This is a genomic window from Acidovorax sp. GBBC 1281 (genome assembly GCF_028473645.1).
Classification (GTDB): Bacteria; Pseudomonadota; Gammaproteobacteria; order Burkholderiales; family Burkholderiaceae_C; genus Paracidovorax.
The window spans coordinates 4,473,881-4,496,029 of the sequence record NZ_CP097269.1; the positions used below are offsets into that span (position 1 = coordinate 4,473,881).

General features: G+C 68.8%; 18 protein-coding genes. 9 read left to right on the top strand and 9 right to left on the bottom strand.

From position 1 onward, the window contains the following. Positions 1 to 216: 216 nt before the first annotated feature. From M5C96_RS20975 to M5C96_RS20995, 5 genes are all read right to left on the bottom strand, one after another. Complete coding sequence (locus tag M5C96_RS20975; protein WP_272565076.1) at positions 217 to 945, bottom strand: IPTL-CTERM sorting domain-containing protein; 729 nt, start codon at positions 943 to 945, stop codon at positions 217 to 219. Positions 946 to 1,307: 362 nt separating this feature from the next. After that, positions 1,308 to 1,568 (bottom strand): hypothetical protein, encoded by a 261-nt coding sequence (locus M5C96_RS20980; protein WP_272565077.1) that lies wholly within the window; start codon positions 1,566 to 1,568, stop codon positions 1,308 to 1,310. 125 nt (positions 1,569 to 1,693) lie between these two features. Then, positions 1,694 to 2,146: an META domain-containing protein gene (locus M5C96_RS20985; protein ID WP_272565078.1), complete on the bottom strand. Its 453-nt coding sequence runs from the start codon at positions 2,144 to 2,146 to the stop codon at positions 1,694 to 1,696. A 52-nt stretch (positions 2,147 to 2,198) separates the two neighbouring features. After that, positions 2,199 to 3,713, bottom strand: a complete 1,515-nt coding sequence (locus M5C96_RS20990; protein ID WP_272565079.1) for a lyase family protein — start codon at positions 3,711 to 3,713, stop codon at positions 2,199 to 2,201. 218 nt (positions 3,714 to 3,931) lie between these two features. After that, complete coding sequence (locus M5C96_RS20995; RefSeq protein WP_272549084.1) at positions 3,932 to 4,414, bottom strand: DUF2127 domain-containing protein; 483 nt, start codon at positions 4,412 to 4,414, stop codon at positions 3,932 to 3,934. 253 nt (positions 4,415 to 4,667) lie between these two features. Between M5C96_RS20995 and M5C96_RS21000 the strand changes: the two genes are divergently transcribed. From M5C96_RS21000 to M5C96_RS21010, 3 genes are all read left to right on the top strand, one after another. Further along, a complete protein-coding gene (locus M5C96_RS21000; RefSeq protein WP_272565080.1) occupies positions 4,668 to 5,051 on the top strand; it encodes a DUF2946 family protein in 384 nt (127 codons plus the stop codon). Positions 5,052 to 5,238: 187 nt separating this feature from the next. Then, positions 5,239 to 7,506: a TonB-dependent receptor gene (locus M5C96_RS21005; RefSeq protein ID WP_272565081.1), complete on the top strand. Its 2,268-nt coding sequence runs from the start codon at positions 5,239 to 5,241 to the stop codon at positions 7,504 to 7,506. A 20-nt stretch (positions 7,507 to 7,526) separates the two neighbouring features. Next, positions 7,527 to 9,062 carry a PepSY domain-containing protein gene (locus M5C96_RS21010; protein ID WP_272565082.1) on the top strand — a complete coding sequence of 512 codons (1,536 nt, stop codon included), beginning with the start codon at positions 7,527 to 7,529 and terminating at the stop codon, positions 9,060 to 9,062. A gap of 154 nt (positions 9,063 to 9,216) precedes the next feature. On the opposite strand, the gene M5C96_RS21015 is transcribed toward M5C96_RS21010, so the two are convergent. The 4 genes from M5C96_RS21015 to M5C96_RS21030 all read right to left on the bottom strand — a co-directional run bounded on the left by M5C96_RS21015 (position 9,217) and on the right by M5C96_RS21030 (position 14,456). Next, a complete protein-coding gene (locus tag M5C96_RS21015; RefSeq protein WP_272565083.1) occupies positions 9,217 to 10,617 on the bottom strand; it encodes a phospholipase D-like domain-containing protein in 1,401 nt (466 codons plus the stop codon). Then, positions 10,614 to 12,104: an ATP-binding protein gene (locus tag M5C96_RS21020; RefSeq protein ID WP_442867404.1), complete on the bottom strand. Its 1,491-nt coding sequence runs from the start codon at positions 12,102 to 12,104 to the stop codon at positions 10,614 to 10,616. Before M5C96_RS21020 ends, M5C96_RS21015 begins: the two co-directional genes overlap by 4 nt. Beyond that, on the bottom strand, positions 12,104 to 12,763 hold the full coding sequence (locus M5C96_RS21025; protein ID WP_272565085.1) for a response regulator transcription factor: 660 nt from the start codon (positions 12,761 to 12,763) through the stop codon (positions 12,104 to 12,106). The genes M5C96_RS21020 and M5C96_RS21025 overlap by 1 nt, the downstream gene beginning before the upstream one ends. Before the next feature lie 163 nt (positions 12,764 to 12,926). After that, the gene (locus M5C96_RS21030; protein ID WP_272565086.1) at positions 12,927 to 14,456 is read right to left on the bottom strand and encodes a DegQ family serine endoprotease; all 1,530 of its coding nucleotides are present in this window, start codon (positions 14,454 to 14,456) and stop codon (positions 12,927 to 12,929) included. Positions 14,457 to 14,702: 246 nt separating this feature from the next. On the opposite strand from M5C96_RS21030, the gene M5C96_RS21035 reads away from it, so the two are divergent. The 6 genes from M5C96_RS21035 to cas1c all read left to right on the top strand — a co-directional run bounded on the left by M5C96_RS21035 (position 14,703) and on the right by cas1c (position 22,138). Continuing rightward, on the top strand, positions 14,703 to 16,949 hold the full coding sequence (locus tag M5C96_RS21035) for a CRISPR-associated endonuclease Cas3'' (RefSeq protein WP_272565087.1): 2,247 nt from the start codon (positions 14,703 to 14,705) through the stop codon (positions 16,947 to 16,949). Between the two features lie 94 nt (positions 16,950 to 17,043). Continuing rightward, entirely contained in the window at positions 17,044 to 17,718 is a 675-nt protein-coding gene (gene cas5c, locus M5C96_RS21040) for a type I-C CRISPR-associated protein Cas5c (RefSeq protein ID WP_272565088.1), read from the top strand. Continuing rightward, complete coding sequence (gene cas8c / locus M5C96_RS21045; RefSeq protein ID WP_272565089.1) at positions 17,715 to 19,547, top strand: type I-C CRISPR-associated protein Cas8c/Csd1; 1,833 nt, start codon at positions 17,715 to 17,717, stop codon at positions 19,545 to 19,547. The genes cas5c and cas8c overlap by 4 nt, the downstream gene beginning before the upstream one ends. Further along, complete coding sequence (gene cas7c, locus M5C96_RS21050; RefSeq protein WP_272565090.1) at positions 19,544 to 20,425, top strand: type I-C CRISPR-associated protein Cas7/Csd2; 882 nt, start codon at positions 19,544 to 19,546, stop codon at positions 20,423 to 20,425. Before cas8c ends, cas7c begins: the two co-directional genes overlap by 4 nt. Before the next feature lie 151 nt (positions 20,426 to 20,576). After that, positions 20,577 to 21,113 (top strand): CRISPR-associated protein Cas4, encoded by a 537-nt coding sequence (gene cas4 / locus M5C96_RS21055; RefSeq protein WP_272565091.1) that lies wholly within the window; start codon positions 20,577 to 20,579, stop codon positions 21,111 to 21,113. Next, the gene (gene cas1c / locus M5C96_RS21060; protein WP_272565092.1) at positions 21,098 to 22,138 is read left to right on the top strand and encodes a type I-C CRISPR-associated endonuclease Cas1c; all 1,041 of its coding nucleotides are present in this window, start codon (positions 21,098 to 21,100) and stop codon (positions 22,136 to 22,138) included. The genes cas4 and cas1c overlap by 16 nt, the downstream gene beginning before the upstream one ends. Positions 22,139 to 22,149 lie beyond the last annotated feature (11 nt).

The following is a 22,149-nucleotide window of genomic DNA, read 5'->3' on the forward strand; positions in this document are numbered from 1 at the left end:
GTGCGCCATCGCCGAATTGACGGCGTGACGAGCGACCTCGCACGAGGCATCGGCCTATCGTGGGAAGTTTTTCCACAAGCCTGTCGTTGAGCACGCGCCCAGTTCGAACAAGCTGTTCATGTCATCCGTGCGCTGGCCTTTCAATGGCGCCATGACGCGGCTTTCCCAGCAAGACTCCAGTGAAAGGACTCTCTCGGGATCTGCCACGCGCTGCACTCAGGCAGATCGCCGCCGATGCCATGCCAGCAGCCCCAGCAATGCCGTCAGCATCGCCAAGCCGAAGTGCGACAGCGTGGGAATGGCGGCGGCGCTGGTCGGCACCGCGGCGAGCAACGCCGGCCCGCCCGGATCGGAGATCGTGCCCACCGCCGGATCGGCGTCCCCCGGGCCGTTGTCCTCGATGTCGAAGGTCACCGTGTCCCCATTGATCTGGGCGCCCGGCCATTCGAACCACTCCGACTGCGCTGCGCCCGCCGTGCGCGGGCCGTACTTCATGAAGCGGCTGCCCGCTGCCAGCGCCTGCGGGTACTTCAACGTTACGGTGACCTTGCCCGCGCAGGTGGTGGCCACGAAGCGGAAGACGCCTTGGGGAAACTGCGCGCCCGCGGGGCGGCTGGATGGCACCTCGAACGCGGTCTGCGCGGTGTCGAACGTGCAACCGCTCACGCCGGTCAGCGACGCGGTGATCTGCCCACTGCCGGCGGGCGACGCACCGGTGAACGCATCCTCGATGCCCGCAACGCGCACCACCAGATGCAGGGTCGATTCCTTCTGGATGTTGTAGTCCGAGAGGGTTCGGCCGTCTTCCAGTTGCTTGCCCGCGAAGATCAGCCGCTGCTGCTCGGGCGCAATGCCTTCCTGGTCCTGGATCTTGGCCTTCACGTTCTCAATCGAGTCGCTGGGCTCCACGTCCAGAGCGATGGTCCTTCCGGAGACGGTTTTCACGAAGATCTGCATGGCCCACGCGCCCTGCGAGAGGGCGGCGAGCGCAATGAAGAGGGCCCATCGGGCAGCCCATCTCCGAATATCCAGAAAGGGGGGAACAGGCGGGGAGAACGCAAAAACCATGGATCAACTGGCAGCAGGTCGAAAAAGACCCGGGATCATGCGTTTCTGACGGGTTTCTTACAAGCGTTCCAGCCCTGGATCTGCGGAAAGTCGCGTTTTTTAAGGGGCTTGCGCCAGCAGGCCGTCGATCACCCGGGGCAGGCCGCCGCCGGTGAGCGGGCGCAGCGCATGGCGACGAGCCGGAGTTTCCAGGGACGGTCGGTCCAAGGCATGCGGGGTCAGCGCCCGCAGACCACGTCTCAACGGCTGAGCATTGCGACGACCGCGACGATGCCGAGCACCACCACCGCCACCGCCCGCGCGGCCCAGCCGCCCAGGCTGGCGGCGGTCATCCCGGCAATGCCGGCTTTCACGGTACCGGCGTGGCGGCCCTCATGGGTGCCGGATTCAAAGGCAGAACGCCTGCTGATGGCCATCGCCTGGGGATGGCCGCAGCCGGGGCAAGCGGTCGCCTGATCGGAAATCTGCCGGTTGCATTCGGGGCATGGAACGAGTGCCATGGGTTTTCTTCTCCTGGTGCATGGATGGAACGATGGCCACAACCTGCCTGTGACCGTCGCACCATAGCCCGGCCCTTGCCCTCGGCTGTTTCGAAATGCGTCGAAGCTGCGCGGCACCAACCGCGTCACGGCGAGCCTTGCAGCTCCCAACGGCTGCCATCGGCAAAAGACAGCCTGAGTCTCAAGGTGCCACCTGCTGCGGTGTACAGGCTGTATCGGCGAATTTGCGACAACTGCCGATGGGCCCAGGCTTCCATCTGCATCAGGGGCTGATCGTCGCACGCAGCCATCGTCTGGAAAACTTGCTCGGCACGAATGCCGCCATCCTCGGCCCACCACCGGTATCGGAATGTCGACCAGTTGCACACGCGCAGGCCGAAAAGCCCGGCACCTGGAAAGCTCAACCGCACCGATGGGCCGGAATTGCCCATGCCGGTCTTTGGCCAATCGTGTCGCTCTGTGCCATCAGGGCCGAAGATCGAGACCAGGCCCCATTCAGCGTTACCCAGCGTGCCGAGGTAGAAGTTTTCGCGCGCTGGCTCTGGCTCCCGCTGAGGGGGCTGCTGTGGCGAGGCCATCGCGCCACTCGCTATCAGAGCGAGCGCAGCACCAGCGATGAGCGCGAGCACCCTAGCGGGCCCCGCCCAACTTCTCGAAATCCGCATCCAGCCGCGCCAGCGACGCCGCGATCTGCGCGCGCCGGGCCTTGAGCCAGCCGTCTTGCTCGGCCACGCGCTGAGTGGCCTCGCGCAGCATGCGGTCCATTTCGGCGGGTTGCGGGCCGCCGGCGGTCTGGCGGTTCCTGACGATCGCCACGGGGTCGAGCGTGGAACGGAACTCGGCCTCGGACAGAGGCAGCACCTGTACGAACTCCGTTCCCTTCACCGTCTCGGCGTAGATGCGTTGCGCCTGCGCATACGGAAACGCGAGAGGCTTGATGTCCTTGGCCTTGGCGTACTCCACGACCTCCGAGGCGAAATGGTGGCCGACGCGGAAGGGCAGCTGGTACTTGCGCATCAGCACATCGGCCAGTTCCTGCGAGGCAGTCCAGTCGCTGTTGAGCTCCTCCAGCGCACGCTGGGGATCGATCACCAGGTTGTTGAGGATGCGGGTCCAATTGTTCAGTACGCCAACCGCCGCCTGCACCATCGCGGCGTTGGTGCGGACCTCCTTGGGGTCGCTCATGCCGGGGGGGATGTTGTGCGCTTGCAATGCGGGGCCCATGCCCAGGTTGAGCGCGGTGGAAGCGTCGCGGCGGGTGCTGTTGAGCAGGCCGGGATTGCGCTTTTGCGGCATGGCGCTGGAGACGTAGGTGTTGCCGCCGCCTTCCTGCAGCAGGATCCAGGGACGCGGCTGGGCGTATTGGGTCATCACGTCTTCGATGAAGCTGCCGGCATGCAGGGCGATGGCCATGACGATGGCGCCGGCCTCCACGGGCTGGTCCACGGCGGAGATCTGCGCGGCGTCGTAGGCGTTGTCCACCGTGGCGGAAAAGCCCAGGTAGCCCGCCATGCGCTGGCGGTTCAACGGCCAGCTGGTGCCGTTGAGCACCGTGGTGCCCATGGGTGAGCGGTCCATGCGGGCATAGGCTTCGCGGATGCGCTGGGCGTCGCGCTCCAGCCCGGCGGCGATGCCCAGCAGATAGTGGCCGTAGCTGTTGGGCTGGGCGGCCACGCCGTTGGTGTAGTTGGGCACCACGGTGGCCCGGTGCTTGCCGGCGAGTTCGATCAGGGTGGCGGTGGTTTGGTTGAGCGCCTCGGCCAGGTGCAGCATTTCGTCGCGCAGGATGGCCGAGCGTGCGGTGGCCAGCATGTCCTGGCTGGATCGGCCTGCGTGCAGCAGCGTGATCTGGGGGCCGGCGGCCTCGATCAGCAACGGCTCGAAGGTGATGACCAATGAGGGCCGCTTGCCGCCCGGCTTGTCGCCGTCGGCCAGCACCTGGGTGATGCCTTTGTAGAGGAGGGGCGACAGCGATTTGTCGAGCAGGCCTTCGTCGGTGTTGATGACGGCGGTGGCTTTGTTGATCTCGCCGAGCCAGAAGAAATCGTCGTGCTTTTTGGCGGGGGTCTGGGCGCCTGCATGAGGCACGAGGGCGGCCAGGGAAATGGCGGCGGCAATGGCGAGTCGGGTGGGTTTCATGGGCATGGCCTGTTGTCTCTGTAATGGGGTTTTTCCACCGGCGCAGGCGGCCGTGGCGATGATGGGCACGCTGGGTACGTGCTCAATACACGCCGTAGCGGTACGCAAAGTACAGGGCGGCGAGGGTGCCGACGACGGCGAGGACGGTCATTGCTTTGCGCATGGGAACTCCGCGGGGGAAAAGGCCATGGTAGCCGCCCCGGCGCCGCCACCCGCCTTAGGCGTCAGCGGCCGTGCAGACCCTGCGGCGCACCGCCCGGTCGCGCAGCGCGCCGCTGCAGCAGCGCCCGCACCATCACCCCCACCACCAGCGCGTTGACCACGAAAATGCCCGCGTGCAGCGCATTGCTGTGGTGCAGGAAACCGATGAACTCGAACGGCAAGTAGATCGCCCCGCTGCCCGCGGCCAGCACCTCGGCCCAGGGGCGTTCCTTGAACAGGCCGTACGCCTCCACCAGCCGCAGCGCGGCATACGCGGCAGCGCCCAGGGCGAGCAGCACGAGCCGGGAGTCCTGCACGTTGCGGGCCGCATCCAGAAAAATCTGCGGGTACCTCGCCGCGGGGTTGAGGTGCGCATGCTCGATGAGCCGCACGGCGATGGCGTAGATGTCCCGGTGCGCCAGCGACAGCAGCCCGGTGGCGGCGGCCAGGACGAGCAGGCCCTTGAAAGCTTCGAGGAACGCGACGAGACGGACGGCCTGGTTCATGGAAAACGCCTCCCACGCGAACGGCGTGGATGGATAGGATGGATGAAGGTGAACGGATGACGAAGGGTGGACGGGCGCCAGGCCGATTGTCGGCCCTGCCGGCACGCGCGCCGCCGCCCCCACCGCGCAGCCGGGGCCCCGGCCTACAATCCGGCGGCCCGCCCCGACGATCCGATGGCGCCGCTCCACGGATGCGGATCTGGGCCAAAAAGGCCTCCAGCGCAATCAATCTCCCGGCATAGTGCTATCAAAAATGAAGCAACCGACTTCCATCGCCCTGCTGCACGCCCTGCGTGCGCTGCGCCGTTGGGTGTTGATGGGCTTCATAGCGGCGATGGCCGTGGCCACGGCCTCGCCGCTGGTGCATGCGCGGGCGATGGAGTGGGTCTGCTCCACGTCCGGCATGGTCAAGGTCTATGTGCAGACCGACGACGGGCCGGTGGAGATGGGGCAGACGGCCATGGACTGCCCCCTGTGCATTCCCCACGGCGCGCCGCCCCCGGTGGTGGCGGTGCAAACCCTGCCGCAGCCGCTGCCGCTCGGGCATGCGATGCAGGCCATTGCGGCGGCGCGCATCGCAGCCGCCACGGCCGCGCCATTGCCTGCGCGCGGGCCCCCGATCTTTCAGCACGCCTGAGCCTCACCGGCTCCCTGCGTTCGCCGCAGCGCGGCCATCCGCCCGTGGGCGGGTGACTGCCGCCCCGCGCGAACGCATTTCCCCTCCCCTTTGCTGATCCGGCCCGCCGGGCGCACTGCCGTACCGCCGCCACTGCGCGGCGGGCGGCGCGTGCCGGGCGCGGGCGATCCGCGTGCTGATCGATGTCATGACCACGACTTCCCTTTTCTCCTCCGCCCTGCCGGCGCCACCACTGCAGCCGCAGCCGATTTCGGCCCGAACACCGCGCAAGGCACGCTCACCGCTGGCCCACGCGGTGCTGGCGGCGCTGGCCGGCTTCGGGCCCGCCGCCGCCCCGGCGCAGGACGCGCCCCTGTCGTCCGTGCCCACGCTGGCGCCGGTGACCGTCTCGGGCACACCGGCCGAGCCCCTGGGCCGGCTGAACCTGGACACCCCCGCCGAGACCGGCAGCCGCCTGGGCCTCACGCCGCGCGAGACGCCCGCCTCGGTCACCGTGGTGGACCGTGCCGCCATCGAAACCCGTGGCGCGCAGGACACGCAGGAGATCCTGCGGGCGATCCCCGGCGTGACCGCGCACAACGCGCCGGGCTCGATGGCGGCCAGCTACCGCGGCTTCAGCAACAACTCGGTCACGCAGCTGTACAACGGCATCACGGTGCAGTACGGCAGCGCCACGCGCGCGGTGGACAGCTGGATCTACGACCGGGTGGAGGCCGTCGGCGGCGCGTCGAGCTTCCTGTACGGCGCGGGGGCGGTGGGCGGCTCGCTCAACTACATCACCAAGACGCCCGACCGCAGCGGCGACTTCGCGGAAGGCCGGCTGCGCGCGGGCTCGTACGGGCTCAAGGAAGCCTCGGCGGGCCTCAACCGCCGCATCGCGGGGCCGCAGGACGGCGGCGCAGGGCCGAGCCACTTCGCGCGCATCGACGTGAACCACCGCGATGCCGGCAGCTGGACCACGGGCACGCAGACCCGGTCCACGCAGCTGGCCGCGTCGCTGCTGTCCGACCTGGGCGGCGGCTTCACGCACCTGCTGGCGTACGAGTACCAGAAGGACGCGGTGGACCGCCCCTACTGGGGCACGCCGGTGCTCAACCCCGCCGTGGGCGCGCTGCGCATCGATCCCGGGACGCGCTTTGCCAACTACAACAGCAGCGACGGCATGTACGCCCACCGTGTGCAGTGGCTGCGCTCGGTCGCGCAGTGGCGCGTGTCCGACGCCCTGCAGTGGCGCAACACGCTCTATGCCTACGACGCGCTGCGCGACTACCGCAACGTGGAGACCTACCAGTTCAACGCGGCCAACACCCTGGTCTCGCGCGGCAGCGCCTTCCTGCAGCGGCACGACCAGCAACTGGTGGGCAACCGCACCGAGGCCACCTGGCACGGCACGCTGGCCGGGCGGCCGAGCGACTGGGCCTTCGGCCTGGACGTGAGCGTGAACCGGCAGACGCGCTTTCCCAACAGCCTGGCCGGCACGGTGAGCACGGTGGACCCGTACCGCTTCACGACCGAGCGCTTCTTCGACATTCCCGGCATGGCCCCCGGCTTTCGCGCCGACCGCGACAACCGCGTGCAGACCACCGCGGTGTTCGTGGAGAACCGCACGGCCCTGGTGCCCGGCGTGAACCTGGTGACGGCGCTGCGGCAGGAGCGCATCGCGCTGGACCTGACCAACCGCCGCGCCATCACCGCCACCAGCCCCGCCACGTTCGAGCGCAGCTACACGCCCACCACCGGCCGCCTGGGCGTGGTGTGGGACGTGGCCCCCGGCGCCAACGTGTACGCCCAGTACGCCACGGCGAGCGACCCACCGTCGGGCTCGCTGTCCACGGCCTCGTTCGCCGACGTGGCCAACAACAGCGCGCTCACCACGGGCCGGCAGCTGGAAGCGGGCGCCAAGTTCGACTTCTGGGGCGGGCGGGGCACGGCCACGGTGGCGGCGTTCCAGATCACGCGGCGCAACATCGCCTCGCAGGACCCCAACAACCCCGCCTTCACCGTGCTGGTGGGCGAGCAGTCGTCGCGCGGCGCGGAGGTGGCCGTGGGCCTGCGCCTGACCGACCGCTGGCAGCTGCAGGCCAACGCGATGCGCACCCGCGCCCGCTACGAGCAGTTCGTGCAGGGCGGCGTGTCGCTGGCCGGCCGCACGCCCATCAACACGCCCGAGAGCGTGGCCAACCTGTGGCTGGGCTACGCGGTCACGCCCGCGCTGCAGGCCACGGCGGGGGCGCGGCGCGTGGGGCGTATCTATGCGGACGCGGCCAACACGCAGTATTGGCCCTCGTACACGCTGCTGGACCTGGGGTTGTCGTGGAAGCTCTCGCCCACCGCCACGCTCTCGGGCCACCTGCGCAACGCCACCGACCGCATCTACGCAGCCGAAGCCCGCAGCGCGCAGGTGTACCTGGGTGCGCCGCGCACGGTGGACGTGTCGCTGCAGGTGGCGTTCTGACCGCCGACGGGAAACGCACCATGGACTGGACCCGCCCTGTGCGCGCCAAGCGCTGGCTGTTTCTCACCCACCGCTGGCTGGGGGTGCTGCTGTGCGGCTTCTTCGCGATGTGGTTCGTCTCCGGCATCGTGATGATGTACGTGGGCTACCCCCAGCTCACCGAGGCCGAGCGCACCGCCCACCTGCCGCCGGTGGGCAGCGGCACGGGCCTGCGGGAGCCCGACGCCGCGCTGGCGCCCGCCGGCCTGGCGCTGGTGCCGCTGGCCGAGCTGCGCCTGGCGGTGGCCAGCGGCGGGCGCGCGGTGTACCTGGTCCGGCCCGAAGGGGCGCCGCCCCGCTCGCCCGCCACGGTGATCGACGCGGCGACGGGCGAGGTGCTGCGCGCGGTGGATGCGCCACGCGCGCTGGCCAGCGCCGCGGCCTGGGCCGGCCCCGGCGTGGCCGCGGACTACGAGGGCACGCTGCAGGAAGATGCGTTCACCCATTCGCGCGGGCTGGACATGCACCGGCCGCTGCACCGCGTGCGGCTGCACGATGCGGACGACACCGTGCTCTACGTGTCCGGCACCACGGGCGAGGTGGTGCGCGATGCGCCGCGCACCGAGCGCCTGTGGGGCTACGTGGGCACGTGGATCCACTGGCTCTACCCGCTGCGCGGCAACGCACTGCAGCCCTACTGGAGCGCCACGGTGAACACGCTCGCCGTGGCCGGCACGCTGGCGGCGCTGGCCGGCACCGTCGTGGGCCTGCAGCGCTGGCGCTTTCGCGGGCGCTATCGCAGCGGCGCGCGCACGCCCTACCCCACGCCCGCGATGCGCTGGCACCATGCGCTGGGACTGGTGTTTTCGGCGGCGACCATCGCGTGGATCTTCAGCGGCTTCATGTCGATGAACCCGTGGAAACTGTTCGACAGCGGCGCGCCGCCGCTGAATCTGGCGGCCCTGCAGGGCGGGCCGCTGGCCGTGGGCCCGCCGCAGGGCCCGCACCCGCCCGCGGCCTCGCTGGCCGCGCTGCTCACCCAGTCTGGCGGCGCCACGCGCGAACTGCGCTGGGTGCGCGCCACGGGCCGCACGCTGGTGCTGGCACAGCCCGCCCAGGGCGCGCCCGAGGTGCTCGATGCCGCCACGGCCGCGCCCACCGCCATCGACACCGCCGCGCTGCGCGAGGCCATCGCCCGCCTGGTGGCGGCGCCCCTGGTGCGCGTGGACACGCTGGCGCACTACGACCTGTACTACTACGCCCGCGCGCCCCACACCATGACGGGTGCGCCCGCCAAACCCCTGCCGGTGCTGCGCGCGGTGTTCGCCGACGAACACGCCACCTGGGTGCACGTGGACCCGCTCACCGGCGCCGTGCTGGGCCGCCTGGACGGCCACCGCCGCGCCAGCCGCTGGCTCTTCGCCATGCTGCACAGCTGGGACTGGGTGCCGCTGCTGGAGCGGCGCCCGCTGTGGGACGCGGTGATGCTGGTGCTGGGCCTGGGGGGCGCGGCGTTGAGCGCCACGGGCATGGTGATCGGCTGGCGGCGGCTGCGGCGCAAGGCGGGCCGGGCGTGAGCGCGGGCCCGGCCCGCCTTGCGCCCGCACGCGCCCACCGGGCGGTTTCGATATAAAAACCGCCTCATGCCCTAGTACTCATTGCCGATGAAGCTATAAAAACAATAGCAAAACACCGCTGTGCGGGAGTCCCATGCCGGGCGAACGGCCGGTCCTACAGCTGAAAGCCCACCGCCCGCACCACGCCCTCGCCGATGTCGCGCGGCCAGGACGGGCGCCGGGGCACATAGGGCCGCGCCAGGGCGATCTGGCGCGCGCACCACTCCGACAGCCATTGCACCTCGGCCGGGCCGTAGAAGGCCGTCATCGCCTCGTAGTTGAGGAACAGGCTGCGCGCGTCGAGGTTGAGCGAGCCGGACAGGGCCAGGTCGTCGTCGATCAGCACGGCCTTGGCGTGCACCATGCCCGGTGCGAGCCACACCTCGGCGCCGGCCAGGCCCAGCTCGCGCAGGGCGCGTTCGCGGGCCCAGTCGGCCAGGCGGTGGTTGGACCGCCAGGGCACCAGCAGGCTCACGCGCACGCCGCGGCGGCAGGCCATGCACCAGGCTTCCAGCAACGCGTCGTCGGGCACGAAATACGGTGTCACGGCCACGATGCGCTCCTGCGCGTGGTAAGCGCCGGCCAGCAGCAGGGCATGCACGGTGTCGTCGGCGTGGTCCGGTCCGCTGGGCACCCACTGGGCCAACGGGCCATCGGGCGGGCCCGGGGGCAGCGGCTGGGGCAGCGCGGCGCGCACCAGGCGGCCGCTGGCGGTGCTCCAGTCGGCCTCGAACTGCGCGGCGGCCTGCAGTGCCAGGGGGCCGTGCACCTCGTAGCTCAGGTCGATCCAGGCCGGATGGCCGGGCTGGTCGAGGAAGTATTCGCAGGCCAGGTTGCGCCCGCCGCTCCACAGCCGCTCGCCGTCGGCCACCACCAGCTTGCGGTGGTTGCGCAGGTTGGTGCGCCCGCGCATCGGGTTGTGCAGCATGGGCATGAAGCGGCGCACCTGCACGCCCTGCGCCTGCAGCGTTTTCACCAGCGCGCCGGGCGTGGCCAGGCTGCCCACCGCGTCCAGCAGCAGCCGCACGGCGACGCCGCGCTGCGCGCATTCGCCCAGGGCCCGTGCGACCTGCCGGCCCACCGGGTCGTCGCCGAAGACGAAGGTGCACACGTCCAGCCGGTGCCCCGCCGAGGCGATGGTCGCGAGCAGCGTGCGCAGGGCCTGCGTGCCGTCGGCGTGCAGCACGACGCGCGCGTTGCGCACGGCCGGCTCCAGCTCCATGCTGGCCAGCAGCCGCGCGGCCCAGGGCGGGCCGGCGGGCTGCGCGGCGGCCGCGGCGGTCTCCTGCTGCGCCTTGCGCGGGCGGCGCAGGGGCCGCGCGAACTTGCGAGCGCCGAACAGCACGAACAGCGGCACCGCCACGTACGGAAAGGCCACGATGGCCAGCACCCAGGCCACCGCCGCGGAGGGGTGGCGCCGCTGGCGCCCGATGCGCGTGCCCATAACATAGATCAGCAGGCCCACCGCCACGAACACCGCGTGGCCCAGACCCGAGAGGACGGCGAAGCCGGTCAAGCGCCGTCCCCGGCCGATGGCGCCTCCGGGACCGGCGCGGAGGGTGCGGCCCCCGCCAGCGCATCGAACCGCACCGACACCCGCAAGCCCCCCAGGCGCGGCGAGCCCTCCAGGGCGACCTGCGCCTGGTGCATGCGGGCGATGGACTGCACGATCGCCAGGCCCAGCCCGCTGCCCGGCACCTGCGCACCGCCCTCGACCGCCTGCGGCGCGCGGTAGAACCGGCCCAGCACGCGTTCGCGGTCGCCTTCGCCGATGCCCGGGCCGCTGTCGTCCACCACCAGGGTGACGGCGCCGCCCGGTTCCGCGCCGTTCGCGGGCGCGTCCGCGATCACATGCACATCCACCACGCCGCCGTCGGGCGTGTACTTGACCGCGTTGTCCACCAGGTTGCGCAGCAGGATGCGCAGGGCCTCGGCATGGCCCGCAATGGGGGTGGCATCCGCCCGGGCCAGGCCCAGGTCGATGCCGCGCTGCTGCGCAGCAGGCGCCGCATCGGCCACCGCCTGCAGCGCCAGGTCGGCCAGCACCACGGGCTGCGCGGGCGCCCCGGCGGCCACGCTGGATTCCTGCCGCGCCAGGGCCAGCAACTGCTCGACCAACCGCGTGGCCCGGTCGATGCCGGCCGACAGGCGGGCCACGGCCACGCCGCGGGCCTCGGCATCCGGTGCGCGCAGCAGCCCTTGTGCCTGCAGCTTGAGCGCGGCCAGGGGCGAGCGCAGCTCATGCGCCGCATCGGCCACGAAGTGCTGCTGCGCCTCGAAAGCCCGCTGCACCCGCGCGAACAGCAGGTTCAGTTCGTCCACCAGCGGCTGCACCTCGGCGGGCAGGGCATCGCCGTCGACGGGCGAGAGGTCGTCCGCCTGGCGTTGCGCCACCTCGCGGCGCACGCGCTCCACCGGCGCGAGCGAGCCGCTCACCACCCACCACACGGCCAGCGCCAGCAGCGGCGCCATGAGCGCGATGGGCCCGGCCGTGCGCAGGGCCAGGTCGCGCGCCATCGCCTTGCGCACGGCCATGTCCTGCGCCACCTGAATGACCTGAGAGCGCGTCTGCACCGAAAACACGCGGTAGGTGGTGCCGTGCGCCTTCACCCTGGAAAAGCCCAGCACCGCGCGCTGCGGCAGGGCAGCGCCCACGGCGGACTCGAACACGCGCAAGCCTTCGGCCGACCAGACCTGCACGACGAACTCGTAGTTCTCGTCGTCGTGCACCAGCGGTCCGGGCGCGTTGGCCGGCACCTCCGGCAGGCCGGGCCGCAGGGCCATCGCCATCTGCTCCATGTGGTAGTCGAAGATCTCGTCGGCCTCGGACAGCGCCGAGCGGTACGACAGGAGGATCTGCAGCAGCGCCGTGCACACGATCGCCGCCAGCAGGAACCACAGCAGCCGCGCGCGCAGCGAATGCGCCGGTGCGCCCGTGCGCGGCGCCGGCCCGCCGGGGCCCGGGGGCTGGCTGTGGGGCGGATCCTGGGCGGCGGGCGGCATCATGCCTTGGGCACCATGTAGCCCACGCCGCGCACGTTCAGCACCAGCTCGGCGCCCAGCTTCTTGCGCAGGCCGTGCACATACACCTCCACGGCGTTGCTGCTGATCTCGTCCTTCCAGCCGTAGAGCTTTTCTTCGAGCTGGGTGCGCGACAGCACCATGCCCGGGCGCGCCAGCAGCGGCTCCAGCACCGCCCATTCGCGCGCCGACAGCACCACGGGCGCGCCGTTCACCGTCACCTCGCGCGTGGCCGGCAAAATCCGCACGCCCTTGTGCTCGTAGGCCGGCTCGGCCCGCCCGGCCGCGCGCCGCGTGAGGGCGCGGATGCGGGCCAGCAGCTCATCGAGTTCGTAGGGCTTGAGCACGTAGTCGTCGGCGCCGGCGTCCAGCCCCTCCACGCGCTGGGCCAGCGCATCGCGCGCGGTGGCCACCAGCACCGGGGTGCGGTCCTTGCGCGCGCGCAGGTCGCGCAGCACCGCCAGGCCGTCGCGCCGGGGCAGGCCCAGGTCCAGCAGCACGAGGTCGTAGGTCTGCGTGCGCAGGGCGGTGTCGGCCATCTCGCCGTCGCGCACCCAGTCCACCGCGTAATGCTCGGCGCGCAGCAGATCGTGCACGGCCTCTCCGATCATGGTGTCGTCTTCCACGAGCAGCAGGCGCATGGGGCGGCCCTCCTCTTCTTTTCAGGTCTCAAACGCCACCGCGCCGGCGGCGGCTGCGGCAATCGCAGCGCCAGCGGCGCGGGTGCGTGGGGATTGCGAACAGGCGGCGTCCATGGCCGCCAAGCATAGCGGCTGGCCCAATGCCGCCGCGCAGGACGGGGCTTCAGCCCAGCGGCACCGGCACGAAGATCTTGTCGCCGTCGCGCTGGATGAGCAGGGCCACCGACTTGCCCGCCTTGGCCATCGCCTCGCGCACCTGCTCCACGCCCCGCGCCGGCGTGCCGTTGATGGCCAGCAGCACGTCGCCGGGCTGCACGCCGGCCAGGGCGGCGGGGCCGCGGGCATCCTCCACCAGCAGGCCGCCGTCCACTCCGGCATCGCGGCGCTCCTGCGGCTGCAAGGGCCGCAGCGCCAGGCCCAGCCGGCCTTTGCCGCTCGACTTTTCCGAACTGGCGATCTTGGTGGCCTTCTCGCTCGCATCGCCCAGCGTGGCGGTGAACTCCTCGCGCTTGCCATGGCGCCACACCTCCAGCCGCGCCTGCGTGCCGGGCGCCGCCTGGCCCACGATGGCCGGCAGGTCGCCCGAGGCCACGATGGGCTGCCCGTTCACGCTGCGGATCACGTCGCCCGACTTCAGGCCCGCCTTGTCGGCCGGGCCGCCCTCTTCCACGCCGGCTACCAGCGCCCCTTCGGGCTTGTCGAGCTGGAACGAATCGGCAAAGGCCTGGTTCACCTCCTGCACCGACACGCCCAGGCGCGCATGGCTGGCATTGCCCGTGGCCAGGATCTGGTCCTTGACCTTGGCGGCCACCTCGATCGGGATGGAGAACGACACGCCCTGGTAGCCGCCCGAGCGGCTGTAGATCTGCGAATTGATGCCCACCACCTCGCCACGCGCATTGAACAGCGGGCCGCCCGAGTTGCCGGGGTTCACCGCCACGTCGGTCTGGATGAAGGGCACGTAGCTGTCGTCCGGCAGCGAGCGCCCCTTGGCGCTCACCACGCCGGCCGTCACGCTGTTTTCGAAGCCGAAGGGCGAACCGATGGCCAGCACCCACTCGCCCACCGCCAGGTTGCGCGTGCTGCCCAACTGCACCACGGGCAGGTCCTTCGCGTCGATCTTGAGCACCGCGATGTCGGTCTTGGGGTCGGAGCCCAGCACCTTGGCCCGGAACTCGCGCCGGTCGGTCAGCTTCACCGTGACCATGTTGGCGCCCTTGACCACGTGGGCGTTGGTGAGGATCACGCCATCGGCGCTCACGATGAAGCCCGAGCCCTCGCCCCGCGTGGGCACCTCGCGCTGGCGGCTGGGGGCCTGCAGGCCGGGCGGCACCATGCCGAAACGGCGGAAGAACTCGAACATCGGATCGTTCGGGTCGATGCCCTGCGCGCCGCTGCGAGGGTGGGCCGCGGTCTCGTCATCGTCGTCGTCCGAATCGGTCATGGACGTCTTGGTGGTACCGCTCACACTGATGTTGACCACCGCCGGACCGTTGCGCGCGGTGATCTGCGCGAAGTCCGGCGCCGTCACGCCGCCCGTGTACGGCATGGCCGCCGGCTGCACCGCGGCGGGCGGCATGGCGGCGCGGCTGGAATGCATGTTGGTCACCAGCCCCGCGCCGGTGGCCCCGATGGCGCCGGCAGTGAGCAGGGCCAGGGTCAGGCGGCGGGGGGTCGATAGAACGGAGTTCATGGCAGTCCTTTCGTTGGCTCGTTGCATGGGGGCAGTTTGGGCAACGAGACTTAGGTGTGGCTTAGGGGCATCCGGGGCTGACGATGCAGGCCAGGTTGCGGCGCAGTTCATTCGTTGGACGTGACCGAGAAGGCGCACCAAAGGGAAATCCCGCAGGCGGCCCGCCACACACAACCGCCACAATGCCCCCGCCGACAGCTCATCCATAAAGGACTGCGGCCACCGATCCAAAGGGAGGAAAAACCATTGAACGACCCAGAGCAAGGCACTGGCACGCCGCGCTTTTATGCGCATTCCACCGGCAACGCGGACCAGGAAGGCTGGCAGCCTCTGCCGGACCATCTGCACGCCGTGGGCCGAGGGGCCGGAGAATTCGCGGCTGTTTTCGGCGGCGAGGCGCTGGCCCGGGTGATCGGACATCTGCACGACCTGGGCAAGTACACCGAGCCCTTTCAGGACCGGCTGCGCGGCAGTCCGCTGCGTGTGGACCACTCCACCTGGGGGGCACGCATCGCGCAGGAGCGCCTGGGGGACATGGGGCAACTGCTGGCCTACGGCATTGCCGGCCACCATGCGGGGCTGGCCAATGGGCAGGGCGAGGGCGAACGCACGGCCCTGGCCGACCGGCTGTCGTCCGACCTGCCGGCGCTGCACCCCGCGTGGGAACAGGACATCCCCTTGCCCGCTCGCCTCGGGGCGCCTGCGGGCTTCAAGCCCTACAGCGGCCAGGGCCGCCAGCAGGCCAAGGACCGGTATCCGTTCCAGCTGGCGTTTCTCGCACGCATGCTGTTCTCCTGCCTGGTGGATGCCGACTTCCTCGATACCGAGGCCTTCTACCACCTCGCTGAAAAACGCCCCGACCTGCGCCGTGGCGGCGGCGCGCCGCCCACGCTCGTAGCACTGCGCGAGCAACTCAACCACTTCCTGGGCCAGTTCCAGGCCGATAGCGGCGTGAACCGCCTGCGTGCCGACATCCTGCGCCATGTGCGGGGCCAGGCGGAGCAGGAGTCAGGATTGTTTTCGCTCACGGTGCCCACGGGGGGCGGCAAGACGCTGGCTTCGCTGGCGTTCGCGCTCGACCACGCCATTCGCCACGGGCTGCAGCGCGTGATCTTCGTGATCCCGTTCACCAGCATCGTCGAGCAGAACGCCGCCGTGTTCCGCAAAGCACTGGGCCCGCTGGGCGAGGCCGCCGTGCTGGAGCACCACAGCGCCTTCGTGGAACAGCCGCCCCCGCGCAATGACCCCGAGAAGTACCAGTCGGCCCAGAAGCTGCGGCTGGCCATGGAGAACTGGGACGCTCCCATCGTCGTCACCACCGCCGTGCAGTTCTTCGAAAGCCTGTTCGCTGCCAAGCCCTCGCAGTGCCGCAAGCTGCACCACATCGCGGGCAGCGTGGTGATCCTGGACGAGGCGCAGACCATGCCGCTCCAGTTGCTGCGGCCTTGCGTGGCCGCCATCGATGAGCTGGCCCGCAACTACCGCACGAGCGTGGTGCTGTGCACGGCCACGCAGCCCGCCCTGGAGGCGCCGGCCTTCGAAGGCGGGCTCACGGGCGTGCGCCAGTTGGCACCCGAGCCGGACAGGCTGTTCCGCCAGCTCGAACGCGTGCGGGTGCGGCATGTGGGCACGCTGAGCGACGAGGCGCTGGCCACCGAGATGCGCTCGCGCGAACAGGTGCTGTGCATCGTCAACAACCGCCGCCATGCGAGGGCCGTGTACCAGGCCATGGCCGATCTGCCCGGCGCACGCCACCTGACCACGCTGATGTGCGCCAAACACCGCAGCGCCGTGCTGGCCGAGGTGCGGCAGATGCTCAAGGCTGGAAAGCCATGCCGGGTGGTGAGCACGAGCCTGATCGAAGCCGGCGTGGATGTCGATTTCCCTACCGTGCTGCGCGCCGAAGCGGGCCTGGACTCCATCGCCCAGGCGGCAGGCCGCTGCAACCGCGAAGGCGGCAGGCCCCTGGACGCCAGCGACGTGCTGGTGTTTGCCAACGCCAACGAAGACTGGGCCCCGCCGCCTGAACTGAAGCAATACGCCCAGGCCGCCCGCGAAGTGCTGCGTCAGAACGCAGGCGACCCTTCGTCGCCCGAGGCCATTGGCCGCTACTTCGCCCTGTTGTATTGGCAAAAGGGCGGTGATTCGCTGGACAAGCCCGACCTCATGGGCCTGCTGCGCGAAAGCCGCATCGACAGCCTTCCCATGGAAACGCTGGCCACGAAATTCCGCATGATCGACAGCGTGCAGATGCCGGTGATCGTGCCGTATGACGACGACGCCAAAGGCTTTCTGCGCGACCTGGAGCATGCCGAAGGCAGCGTCGGCCTCGCGCGCAAGCTGCAACCCTATCTGGTGCAACTGCCCCGCCAGGGCTTCGATGCGCTCTACAAGGCGGGCGCGGTCATTCCTGTCGCGCCTCAAAAATGGGGCGACCAGTTCATGGTGCTCGCCCATGACGGCCTCTACGACCCGCAATTTGGATTGAGCTGAGATCACCCGGCATTCATCCGCACCGAACACCTGAACTGGTAAGCCCGCTGTAGGGGCGGCCAGCGATGATCCAATGAAACAACCGGGAGGGCCAATGGGATATGGAGTGAAGCTCAAGGTCTGGGGCGAACGCGCTTGCTTTACGCGCCCCGAAATGAAGGTGGAACGCGTCTCCTACGACGTCATCACCCCCTCCGCCGCGCGCGGCATCCTCGATGCGATCCACTGGAAGCCGGCGATCCGATGGCATGTCGACCGCATCCATGTGCTGAAACCCATCCGCTTCGAATCCATCCGGCGCAACGAAGTGGGCGGCAAACTCTCCCCCGCCAGCGTGACCAAGGCCATGAAGGCCGGCGACACCGCGGGGCTGGTGAACTACGTCGATGAAGACCGGCAGCAGCGCGCCGCCACCATCCTGCGCGACGTGGCCTATGTGATCGAAGCGCACTTCGATCTCACCCCCAAGGCCGGGGCCGAGGACTCGGTCGGCAAGCACCTGGACATCTTCAACCGCCGCGCGCGCAAGGGGCAGTGCTTTCAGCAGCCCTGCATGGGCGTGCGGGAGTTTCCGGCGAATTTCCAGCTGATCGAAGACGGCGACCCCATCCCCGAGAAGCACGAAAGCCTTCAGGAGGCACGCGACCTGGGCTGGACGCTGCACGACATCGATTTCGACCGGGGCATGTCGCCCCGCTTCTTCCGCGCACAGATGGCGGACGGCGTGATCGAGGTGCCGCCCTGGCACAGCGAAGAGGTGAAGGCATGATCCTGCAGGCCCTCAACACCTACTACCAGCGCCTGCTGGCGCGCGGCGAAGAGGGGCTCTCGCCTTTCGGCTACAGCCCCGAGAAAATCAGCTACGAGATTCTGCTGGCACCCGATGGGCGCGTGGTGGATGTGAACGACATCCGCGACACCTCCGGGAAAAAGCCACTGCCGCGCCCTATGAACGTGCCGCAGCCCGAAAAGCGCACGGTGGGCATCAAGTCGAACTTTCTTTGGGACAAGACCAGCTATGTGCTGGGCGCCAGCGCCACGAGCAAGCGTGCGGACAAGGAGCACGAAGCCTTCAAGGCGCTGCACCAGGAAAGCCTGGCAGGCACGGAGGATGCGGGACTCAAGGCGCTGCTGGGCTTTCTGTCCAGCTGGACGCCTGAGCGCTTTGCCGAGGCCCCCTTCACGCCGGAGATGCTGGACGCCAACGTCGTCTTTCGCCTGGACGGCGAGCGCACCCACCTGCACGAGCGCCCCGCCGCGCAAACGGTGCGCGCACGGTTGCTGGGCAGTGAAGATGCGGCGCCCCACGCGCTGGCCCACTGCCTGGTGACCGGCGAGCAACTGCCAGTGGCGCGCCTGCACCCGGCCATCAAGGGCGTGAACGGTGCGCAAAGCTCTGGCGCATCCATCGTGTCGTTCAACCTGGAGTCGTTCACGTCGTATGGCAAGAGCCAGGGCGAAAACGCGCCCGTTTCCGAGCAGGCCGCCTTTGCCTATACCACCGTGCTCAACCACCTGCTGCGGCGTGGCGAGCACAACCGCCAGCGCATCCAGATCGGCGATGCGAGCGTGGTGTTCTGGGCGGAGGCGGACGATGCGGATCAGGCGCAGGAAGCCGAACTGACGTTCGAGTCGCTGCTCAACGCGCCGCCGGACGACTCCCAGGAAGCGGCGCGGGTGCGTGAAGTGCTGGAGCAGATCGCCAAGGGACGCCCCTTGAGCGAACTGAATCCAAAGCTGCAGGACGGCACGCGCATGTTCGTGCTGGGACTGGCTCCAAATGCCTCGCGCATCTCCATCCGCTTTTGGGAGGCGGGCACCTTGGGCTGCTTTGCCCAGAGATTGGCACAGCATGAACGCGACTTTCGCATTGAACCCTTGCCCTGGAAGATCGCGCCTTCAGTAGATAGGGTGACGCTAGAGACGGCCCCAGCTCGGTGGAACCAACAGAAAAAGCGCTATGAAGCAGAAAAACAGCATATTCCTCCACATCTGGCTGGTGAGATTCTGCGTGCTGTACTTACCGGTCGTCTGTACCCGCGCAGCCTGTTGGCAAACACACTAATGCGCATGCGCTCAGACGGCAACTTGTCCGGCCTTCGTGCGGCCATTTGCAAAGGCATTCTGGCGCGCGAGCAGCGGCTGGACATTCACACCCATATCCACAAAGAGGAGGTTCCCGTGAGTCTGGATAAGCAATCTTTGAACCCAGGCTATCTGCTGGGCCGGCTGTTCGCGGTGCTGGAAGCCGTGCAGCGCAACGCACTCGGCGGGCAGATCAACGCGACTATCCGCGACCGCTACTACGGCGCGGCATCGGCCACGCCGGCTTCAGTCTTTTCCTTACTTTTACGCAACACGCAAAACCATATGGGCAAATTGCGCAAGGACAAACCCAAGCTCGCAGGCTTCTTTGAAAGAGAGATTGGCGAAATCGTGGGAGGTCTTTCAGATCACTTCCCGCGCTACCTGCCCCTTGAAGACCAGGGCCGTTTCGCGATTGGGTATTACCACCAGTCGCAGAGCCGTTCCGTGAAAGGTGAACCAGGTACTGACACAGACATATCCGACAACGATCCCGAGGGAGCCCCCGCATGACCGCCATCACCCACCGCTACGAATTCGTCTACCTTTTCGACATCACCAACGGCAACCCCAATGGCGATCCAGACGCCGGCAACCTGCCGCGCCTGGACCCCGAGACCAACCGGGGCCTGGTGACCGACGTGTGCCTCAAGCGCAAGATCCGCAACTTCGTCAGCCTGGACAAACCGGCCGACGCGGGCTATGCCATCTACATGCAGGAAAAGGCCGTGCTCAACAACCAGCACCGCAAAGCCTACGACGCCCAGTCGCTGAAACCCGAAGACAAGAAACTGCCCAAGGAAGAAGAGAAAGCACGCGCCATCACGCAATGGATGTGCAACAACTTCTTCGACGTACGCACCTTCGGCGCGGTGATGACCACGGGTGTCAACGCGGGCCAGGTGCGCGGGCCGGTGCAGATGGCTTTCGCCACCTCCATCGACCCGGTGGTGCCGCTGGAGATTTCGATCACCCGCATGGCCGTGACCACCGAGAAGGAGGCCGAGGCGCAGAGCGGCGACAACCGTACCATGGGCCGAAAGCACATCATTCCCTACGGGCTGTACCGCGCGCACGGCTTTGTCTCGGCCAAGCTGGCCGAGCGCACGGGCTTTTCCGATGCGGACCTGGAGCTGTTCTGGCGCGCGCTCATCAACATGTTCGAACACGACCGCTCGGCCGCACGCGGCGAAATGGCGGCCCGCAAGCTGATCGTTTTCGAGCATGAAAGCGCCATGGGCAATGCACCAGCGCATGTGCTGTTCGATGCCGTCCGGATCACACCGGCACAGGCCGATGCAGACAGCGCTCCACGCCGGTTCGCGGATTACCGCGTGGAGATCGACCGAGCGGCCATTCCTTCGGGCGTGGCCGTTCGTGAATTAATCTAGCGCGGCTTCGCACGCCTGGAGGCAGGCCGTGGACGAATCGGACTTCATTCCCCTTTCGGCGCTGCAACACTACCTGTATTGCCCTCGCCAGTGCGCCCTCATCCACGTGGAGTAGCTGTGGGCGGAAAGCCGCCACACCGCAGAGGGGCGGGTGCTGCACGAGCGCGCCGACAAGCCCCGGGACGAGCGCCGACGCGGTGTGCGCACGGTCACGGCCATGCCGCTGGCGCACCCGGGGCTGGGCATCACCGGCATTGCGGATGTGGTGGAGTTCCACGAGATCGAAGACGGCGAACAGGCGTTTCCCGTGGAATACAAACGCGGGCGGCCCAAGGCCCATCGCGCAGACGAAGTGCAACTGTGCGCGCAGGCCCTGTGCCTGGAAGCGATGCTGGAGCAGCCGATTGCGCAGGGCGCCCTGTTCTATGGCGAGACACGCCGGCGCACCAATGTGCCGTTCGATCAGGCCCTGCGCCAACTCACGCGGGAAACCATCGGTGCCACACGCGCCATGCTGGACGCGAACATCACACCCACCGCGCAATACAGCCCCAAGCGCTGCGATGCCTGCTCACTGCTCGACCTGTGCCAACCCAAGCTGCTGGGACGCCAGAGCAGCGTGAACGACTGGCTCGCCAGACAACTGAAAGAAGACAGCGAAGCGGAGCCACCATGCGCAGACAGTTGAACACCCTGTATGTGACCACCGAAGGGGCTTGGCTTCACAAGGACGGTGCGAACATCGTGATGGAAGTCGAGCAAACGGTGCGTGCCCGGCTGCCCGTGCACATGCTGGAAAGCCTGGTGTGCTTTGGCCGCGTGCTGGTGTCGCCTCCTTTGCTGGGCTATTGCGCGGAGCAGGGCATCAGCACCTGCTTTCTCACGACCAACGGCAGGTTTCTGGCAAGGGTGGAAGGCCCCGTGTCCGGCAACGTCCTGCTGCGGCGCGCGCAATACCGCAACGCGGACAACCGCGAGGGGTGTGCCAGCATCGTGCGCAATCTTTTGCAGGGCAAGCTGCACAACCAGCGCGCCGTGCTGGGCCGGGCCCTGCGCGATCACAGCAGCAAGCTGGCGGCCGGAGACGAAGCCGCCCTGGCGCATGCCCACCAGCGTCTGGAACGCATCGCGGGCAAGCTGGCCCAGACACCGTCGGTGGACCTGCTGCGCGGGTACGAAGGCGAAGCGGCGCAGGCTTACTTCGGGGTGTTCGATCACCTCATCCGCGTGCCCGGCACCGCCATGCGGTTCACCGGGCGCAGCCGCAGGCCGCCGCTGGATGCGGTCAACGCCCTGCTCTCTTTTTTATACACGCTGGTGACCCACGATTGCCGCTCGGCCCTGGAAAGCGTGGGGCTGGACCCGGCGGTGGGCTTTCTGCACCGCGACCGGCCAGGCCGGCCCAGCTTGGCGCTGGATCTTCTGGAGGAGTTTCGGCCGCTGCTGGCCGACCGGCTGGCGCTGTCGCTGATCAACTTGCGCCAGATCGGCGAGCGCGATTTTCAGACGATGGACAACGGCGCCGTGCTGCTGCGCGAAGAATCGCGCAAGACGGTGCTGACGGCCTACCAGGAGCGCAAGCGCGAAACGCTGCGACACGTTTTCCTGGAAGAGAAGGCACCCATCGGGCTGTTTCCATTCATTCAGGCCCAATTGCTGGCCCGCCATTTGCGCGGCGACCTCGACGCCTACCCACCCTTCCTTTGGAAATGAGGCATCGCCGA